Source organism: Acidimicrobiales bacterium (assembly GCA_036491125.1).
Taxonomy (GTDB): Bacteria; Actinomycetota; Acidimicrobiia; order Acidimicrobiales; family AC-9; genus AC-9.
The window spans coordinates 1-7,195 of record DASXCO010000210.1; the positions used below are offsets into that span (position 1 = coordinate 1).

Here is a 7,195-nt window from a genome sequence, read left to right on the forward strand (position 1 = left end):
TGACTGCTCCCACGACTTCAGTCGTGGGATTCTGGGGCTCAGGCCGCCTCAGGTCCCGCGGGAACCAAGGTCTTACTGCCGTCGTCGCCCACCGGGACTTGCCCGGACGGTTCAGCCCTGCCGTCCGGCCCCGGCCGGTCCGGGTGCAGATTCCTGGCCGCGTTGCGGTCTCGTCCCAAGATGAGCCCGCACTCACGACACCGGAACTCCTGGTCCGACAACTCGATGCGGGGCTTGGCTTTTGCCCCGCAGTCACTACAGCGCTGGGTGGTGTCTCTCGCAGGGAGGAGCACCACACTCTTGCCAGCCTTGGTGGCCTGCCAGAGCAGGATCGCCCGGAACTGGCCCCAGCCGGCATCGGCGATCGACCGGTTCAGGCTGGCCTTGTGCCGTCCACCCCGGCGGGACATGTGCTTGACCTCGAGGTTCTCGACGCCGATCCGGTCGTAGACCCCGACCAGCTTGCGGGCGGCCTTGTGGGCGAAGTCGGCCCGTTGGTCGGCCACCCGGGCCTCGATGCGGGCCTTGCGCCCTCGGGCCTTCGTCCGACGCCTCGATCCGGTCTGCTTGCGGGCCAGGTGCCGCTGCGAGCGGGCCAGGGCCTTGGTCGCTTTCTTGGCGAAGCGGGGGTTGGCCACGTCAGTGTCGGGGTCCTCGGTGGTGGCGAAGGTCTTCAAGCCGACATCGAGGCCGGTCGCCCGGCCGGTCGGTGCGACCGGGGCGTCGGGTACCTCGACTCGGCAGACCAAGCTCGCCCACCACCGCCCCGCTCGGTCCCGGTAGATGCTCACGCTGGTCGGGCTCGACGGCAGGGGTCGGGACCACACCGCCCGCAGGCCGATGCGCCCCCCGGCCACGGCCACCTCGACGCGGTCGTCGGCCTTGAGGCCCAGGCCCGAGCCCGACACGGCGAACCCGTTGTGTGTCCAACGGGCCGTCGAGTACCCGGCCTTGCGGGACTTGAACCGGGGCCGGCCGGACGGGTTCGATTTGTCGAAGAACGCCGACACGGCGCGGTACAGGTCGCGCATGACCTGCTGTTGGGTCACCGACGGCTGAGCCGCCAGCCACTCGAACCGGCCCCTCCAGTCGGTCAACTCGCGGTCCGCGTCCCGGTAGCCGAAGCGCACTCCTTCGTGGCGCCACAGGTCCGACCAACGGCCGAGGGCCTGGTTCCACACGAACCGGGAAGCATCGAACACGGCCTGGAGCGAGGCGGCCTGACGGGGGCTGACCCGAAGCTTGTAGCGGTAGCGAACCTCTGCTTGGCTCATCGACCATCAGCCTTCCAAGAGGGTGTGACGCTCATGTCGGACCACGAGAGTCGGGTCTGGGGCCCGAGTGGGGCTCTGCCTCTTACGACTGAAGTCGTCGGCTTCCCGCCCCACACCCGATTTCGATGACCGTCCGTGACGTGCTGGCCGACTCCGTGCTCGCCGCCCTGGCCGATCTCGAGGTGGAACCTCTTCCCGCCGTCGTCACCCTCGAGCGACCGGCCCGCCCCGAGCACGGCGACTGGTCCTCGAACGTCGCCCTGACGTCGGCCAGGGCCGCGGGACGGGCCCCGAGAGAGCTGGCTACCGCCCTGGCCGAGCGGCTCACCGCCGACCCTCCTCCCCATGTGGCCGCCGTCGAAGTGGCTGGGCCCGGCTTCGTCAACTTCCGTTTGCGCCAGACCTGGCTCTACGAGGCCCTCCGTCAGGTCGTCCGCGAGGGCACGGCGGACTACGCCCGCCATGACACCGGCAAGGGGGAGCGGGTCCAGCTCGAGTTCGTCTCCGCCAACCCGACCGGACCCCTGCACGTGGGCAACGGGTGGCTGTGCTCCTACGGCGACGCCCTGGGCCGTATCCTCACCCGCTGCGGCTGGTCGGTGAGCCGCGAGTACTACGTCAACGACACAGGGGGCCAGATCCGGCGCCTGGGCGAGAGCCTCCTCGCTCGCTGGCGCGGAGAGGTCGTGCCCGAGGAGGGCTACCAGGGCGAGTACGTGGCCGAGCTCGCCCGCGCCTACGACGGCCCCGATGACCTCGTCGCCGCCGGCCGTTGGGCCGCGGCGCGCATCCTCGACAACATCAGGGCCACCCTCGAGGGGCTGGGCATCGTGTTCGACGAGTGGTACAGCCAGGCCTTGATCGAAGAGAGCGGCGCCGTCGAGGAGACGATCGCGCTGCTGGCCGACCGGGGTCTGGTCTACGAGTCGGACGGGGCCACGTGGGTGCGCAGCACGGCCGTTGGTGACAGCCGCGACCGGGTCCTCGTCAAGTCCGACGGCGACTTCACCTACCTCGCCGGTGACCTCGCCTACCACCGGGACAAGTTCCTGATCAGGGGCTACGACAGGGTGATCGACATCTTCGGGGCCGACCACCACGGTCAGGTGGCGAGCCTGCTCGCAGGGGTGCGGGCGCTCGGCGTCGACGATGGTCGCCTCGAGGTCGAGCTCGGGCAGATGGTGTCCCTCGCCGACGGCAAGATGTCCAAGCGCTCGGGGAACTTCGTCAGCCTGGACGCCCTGGTCGCCGACATCGGTCCCGACGCCACCCGCCTGCTCAGCCTGATGACGTCCATCGACCAGGCCACCACGCTGGACCTCGAGCTCATCAGACGTGAGTCGATGGAGAACCCGGTGTACTACGTGCAGTACGCCTACGCCCGCATCGCCTCGATCGACCGAGTGAGGCGCGAGCGGGGGATCGAGCGACGGCCCGTCGATCGAGTGGACCTGGGCCTGCTCACCCACGAGCGGGAGCTGGCGCTGTTGCGGGCGCTCACCGAGCTCCCCGACGTGGTGCTCACCGCCTGCCGAGACCGGGCGCCCCATAAGGTCACCACCTGGGTGCGGCAGCTGGCCGGGGACTTCCACGGCTTCTACCACGACTGCTACGTGATGGGTCAGGGGATCAGCGAGGAGCTGACACAGGCCCGCCTGTGGCTGGTCGAGGGTGCCCGCATCGGGCTCGCCGTCGGTCTCGGCCTGCTGGGCGTCAGCGCGCCAGACTCGATGTGACTCCCTCTCAGGCTCGGACCCCGAGCTCCGCCGTGAGCCGGCGTCTCTTGCCCGACAACTCGTCGGTCTCCACCGACGGTCGTCTCTCCGTCGGGGGCGTCGACGTGATCGAGCTGGCCGAGCAGGTCGGCACCCCGGTGTTCGTCTACGACGAGGTCCACCTGCGCGCCCGCTGCCGGGAGGCGGTCGAGGCGTGGGGCGAGGGGGTCGCCTACGCCGGCAAGGCATTTCTGTGCAAGGCCATGGCTGCGCTCGCCCACGAGGAGGGCATGTTGCTCGACGTGGCCACGGGCGGAGAGCTGTACGTCGCGCTGGCGGCCGGGGTGCCGGCCGAACGCCTCGTCCTCCACGGCAACAACAAGTCCGAGGAGGAGCTGGCCCACGCCGTCGACGTGGGGGTGGGCCGGATCGTTGTCGACTCCTTCGACGAGATCGACCGCCTCCAGTCGGTCGCCGCCGGGCGCCGGCCCGCCGTGCTGGCGAGGATCACCCCAGGCGTGGAGGCGCACACCCACGAGTACGTGAGGACCGGTCAAGACGACTCGAAGTTCGGCTTCGGTTTGAGCTCCGGCGCCGCTGCCGAGGCTGTGCAACGCCTGCAGGCATCGAGCGCAGTGGAGCTGGTCGGCGTCCACGCCCACATCGGTAGCCAGGTCTTCGCGGTCGACTCGTTCGTGAACGCGGTCGAGGTGCTGGCCGGCTTCTTCACCCCGCTCGGGCTCCCGGAGCTCTGTGTGGGTGGCGGGCTTGGTGTCGCCTACGTCGAGGGCGAGTCGGCACCGAGCATCACCGAATGGGCGACCGCCGTCCGCGCCGCCTGCCATCGGTTCGGCGTCCCCCCGAGCACCCGGGTCACGGCCGAGCCGGGGCGGGCCGTGGTCGCCGGTGCCGCCGTCACCCTGTACCGGGTCGGCACGATCAAGGAGCTGCCCGGCCTGCGTACCTACGTCTCGGTCGACGGCGGCATGAGCGACAACCCGAGGCCAGTGCTGTACGGCAGTGGTTACGAGGCCTTTCTGCCCCGCGCCACGACGGTCGACCGGCCCCGCACCGTGACGGTCGTCGGCAAGCACTGCGAGTCGGGAGACGTGATCGTCCGGGACGCCCAGGTGCCGGCCGACCTCGCTGTCGGTGACGTACTTGCCACGCCGGTCACCGGCGCCTACGGGCACTCCATGGCATCCAACTACAACAAGGTGCCGCGTCCGCCCGTCGTGTTCGTGGCCGACGGGCGGGCCCGGACGGTGGTCCGCCGGGAGACCTGCGCTGACCTCACCCGGCTCGACGCCTGAGCTGCCGTGCCCTTCCGAGCGGTCCGGGAGGTAGCGTGGCATCCATGACCACTACGCCGGTGAGGGTCGGCGTGCTCGGTTGCGGCAACGTCGGGGGCGCGCTGGTCGAGCTGCTCGCCACGGAGGCGGATGCCATCACCACGAGCACCGGCGTCCGGCTGCAGGTGGATCGGGTGGCCGTGCGCAGCCTGGACAAGCCCAGGCCGCCGGAGCTGAGCGCCGATCGGCTGACCCTGGATGCCGCGGCGCTCGTGAACGATCCCGACATCGACGTGGTCGTGGAACTGATCGGGGGGATCGAACCCGCCGGCAGCCTGATCATCGAGGCCCTCAAGGCCGGCAAGCCGGTCGTGACGGCCAACAAGGAGCTGCTCGCCAGCGCGGGGGGCGAGCTGTCCGAGGTGGCGGCCGCCGTTGGTCTCGACCTGCTCTACGAGGCGTCCGTCGCCGGCGCCATTCCCCTGATCCGCCCGTTGCGAGAGTCGCTGGCGGGCGAGCGCATCCAGCGGGTCATGGGCATCGTCAACGGCACCACCAACTACATCCTCACCCGCATGAGCGAGGACGGCGTCGACTACGCGGAGGCTCTGGCGGAGGCCCAGAGCCTCGGCTACGCCGAGAGCGATCCGAGCGCCGACGTGGAGGGCCACGACGCCAGCGCCAAGGCGGCCATCCTGGCCAGCATCGCCTTCGGCCAGGACGTCGTCACCGCCGACGTGTACCGAGAGGGAATCACGTCCGTCAGCCTGCCGGACATCGCCTTTGCCGGCCAGCTCGGCTACGAGATCAAGCTCCTGGCCGTGGCCGAGCGGGTGGACGAAGGCGGCGTCGGCGGCGGTGGGGAATCGAGAGACGGCCTGCCAGCCATCGCCGTGCGGGTTCACCCGGCGATGGTTCCGCGCACGCATCCCCTCGCGTCGGTGCGCGACGCGTTCAACGCAGTGTTCATCGAGGGAGAAGCCGTCGGCGAGCTCATGCTCTACGGCCGTGGCGCCGGCGGTCGGCCGACGGCGAGCGCGGTGCTCGGCGATCTCATCGACGCCGCCCACAACCTGCGGGCGGGCGTCGGCGGGCGCGTGGCGGTGCGGTCCCGGGCACACATTCACCCCGTTGACCAGCTGCGCGCCCAGTTCTACATCAGCATCGACGTGCTGGACAGGCCCGGTGTGCTCGCCACGGTAGCGGCGGTGTTCGGCGAGCACGGGGTCTCGATCCGCTCGATGGAACAGGTCGGACTCGGAGACGAGGCCCGCCTCGTGTTCATCACGCACACAGCCGTGGAGCGCGACGTGCAGGCGACGCTCGGCGGGCTCGCCCGACTCGATGCTGTCGAGCGCGTCGGCGGCCTGCTCCGTGTCGTCGGAGCGGAGGTCGGAGCGGAGTAGATGCGCCAACCCGTGGGAGGGCGGTCCGCGCCCGGCTGGCGCGGGGTCATCGAGGAGTACCGCGACTTTCTCCCTGTGACGGTCGCCACGCCGGTGGTGACGCTGGCAGAGGGCGGCACACCACTTCTACCCGCACCGCGTCTCTCCGAACGGGTCGGGGCGCGGGTGCTGCTCAAGGTGGAGGGAGCCAACCCGACAGGGTCGTTCAAGGACCGCGGCATGACGGTCGCGATCTCGAAGGCCGTGGAAGCTGGGGCCAAGGCGGTCGTGTGCGCGTCGACCGGCAACACCTCGGCATCGGCGGCGGCCTACGCGGCACGCGCCGGCCTCACCTGCGCGGTGCTGATCCCTGAGGGCCACATCGCCCTGGGCAAGCTGGCTCAGGCCCTCGTCCACGGGGCCAGGGTGCTCCAGGTGCCCGCCAACTTCGACGCGGCCCTGTCGATCGTGCGCCAGCTCGGCGAGCGGGCGCCGGTCGTCGTCGTCAACTCGGTCAACCAACACCGCATCGAAGGTCAGAAGACCGCAGCGTTCGAGATCATCGACGCGTTGGGCGACGCCCCGGACGTGCAATGCATCCCGGTTGGCAACGCCGGGAACATCACGGCTTACTGGAAGGGCTACTGCGAGTACCGCGCGGCCGGTAGGTCGACCCGCGTGCCCCGCATGCTCGGGTTCCAGGCTGCGGGCGCGGCGCCGATCGTCGAGGGGCATCCCATCGAGCTCCCGGAGACCGTGGCGACCGCCATCCGGATCGGAAAGCCGGCCTCGTGGTACTCGGCGACGGCGGCGGCGTCGGAGTCCGGGGGCGGGATCCACGCCGTGACCGACGAGCAGATCCTCGAGGCCTACCGGTTCCTCGCCGCCGCAGAATCGGTGTTCTGTGAGCCGGCGTCGGCGGCCGCCGTCGCCGGTCTCCTGCAGACCGGTGCGCCATCCGACTCGACCGTCGTCTGCATCCTGACTGGCCACGGCCTCAAGGACCCCGACATCGCGATCAGCCAGATCACCGTGCCGACGCCAGTCGACGCCGATCTGGCCGCGGTGCTGGTGGAGCTCGGTCTCTAGGACGCGCTGGGGTACTCCGCCCCAGGCCAGGGGCGGTGGGTGTGTTGCCGGGTTGCCGGATCGCGGCTATGCTTTCGCGCACTGTCGGTTGCTGCTTCGGAATGCGGCGCCACCTCGAGACGTTCTCGTAGATGGACGCCTGGGAGGCTACGACAGGGGGAAAACCTTCTGTAAGCGAGGTTGTTTCGGGGTTTCTGGTCCTCGGGCACTCTTCTGCTCCCACCGGGCTTTGGCGAAGCAGCTGTCGCGGTGCGTCACTGGATCCTGACAGGAACCCGCAAGCCCCCGTCCCCGACCATCACTGCACAAACACAAAAGAGGTGCTCGATGAGTGGAGAGCAACAGCTCGAGCGCTCGGTCCTGGAGCGCAAAGAACGAGACGAGCTCCACGCGATAGCCGAGGCGATGTCGTTGAAGCCCGGCTCCCGGGCCAAGAAGGC

The 7,195-nt window shown here is 70.0% G+C and carries 5 protein-coding genes; 4 read left to right on the forward strand and 1 reads right to left on the reverse strand.

Annotated features, from left to right (window positions below; translation table 11 throughout):
• Positions 1 to 38: 38 nt before the first annotated feature.
• Complete coding sequence (locus tag VGF64_16825; protein HEY1636425.1) at positions 39 to 1,274, reverse strand: transposase; 1,236 nt, start codon at positions 1,272 to 1,274, stop codon at positions 39 to 41.
• A 125-nt stretch (positions 1,275 to 1,399) separates the two neighbouring features.
• On the opposite strand from VGF64_16825, the gene VGF64_16830 reads away from it, so the two are divergent.
• From VGF64_16830 to thrC, 4 genes are read left to right on the forward strand one after another with little or no spacing between them, the layout of a single operon-like run.
• Complete coding sequence (locus tag VGF64_16830) at positions 1,400 to 3,010, forward strand: arginine--tRNA ligase (protein HEY1636426.1); 1,611 nt, start codon at positions 1,400 to 1,402, stop codon at positions 3,008 to 3,010.
• A 32-nt stretch (positions 3,011 to 3,042) separates the two neighbouring features.
• Complete coding sequence (gene lysA, locus VGF64_16835) at positions 3,043 to 4,302, forward strand: diaminopimelate decarboxylase (GenBank protein HEY1636427.1); 1,260 nt, start codon at positions 3,043 to 3,045, stop codon at positions 4,300 to 4,302.
• A gap of 44 nt (positions 4,303 to 4,346) precedes the next feature.
• Positions 4,347 to 5,687, forward strand: a complete 1,341-nt coding sequence (locus VGF64_16840) for a homoserine dehydrogenase (GenBank protein ID HEY1636428.1) — start codon at positions 4,347 to 4,349, stop codon at positions 5,685 to 5,687.
• Positions 5,688 to 6,755 carry a threonine synthase gene (gene thrC / locus VGF64_16845; protein ID HEY1636429.1) on the forward strand — a complete coding sequence of 356 codons (1,068 nt, stop codon included), beginning with the start codon at positions 5,688 to 5,690 and terminating at the stop codon, positions 6,753 to 6,755.
• The last annotated feature ends 440 nt before the right edge of the window (positions 6,756 to 7,195 follow it).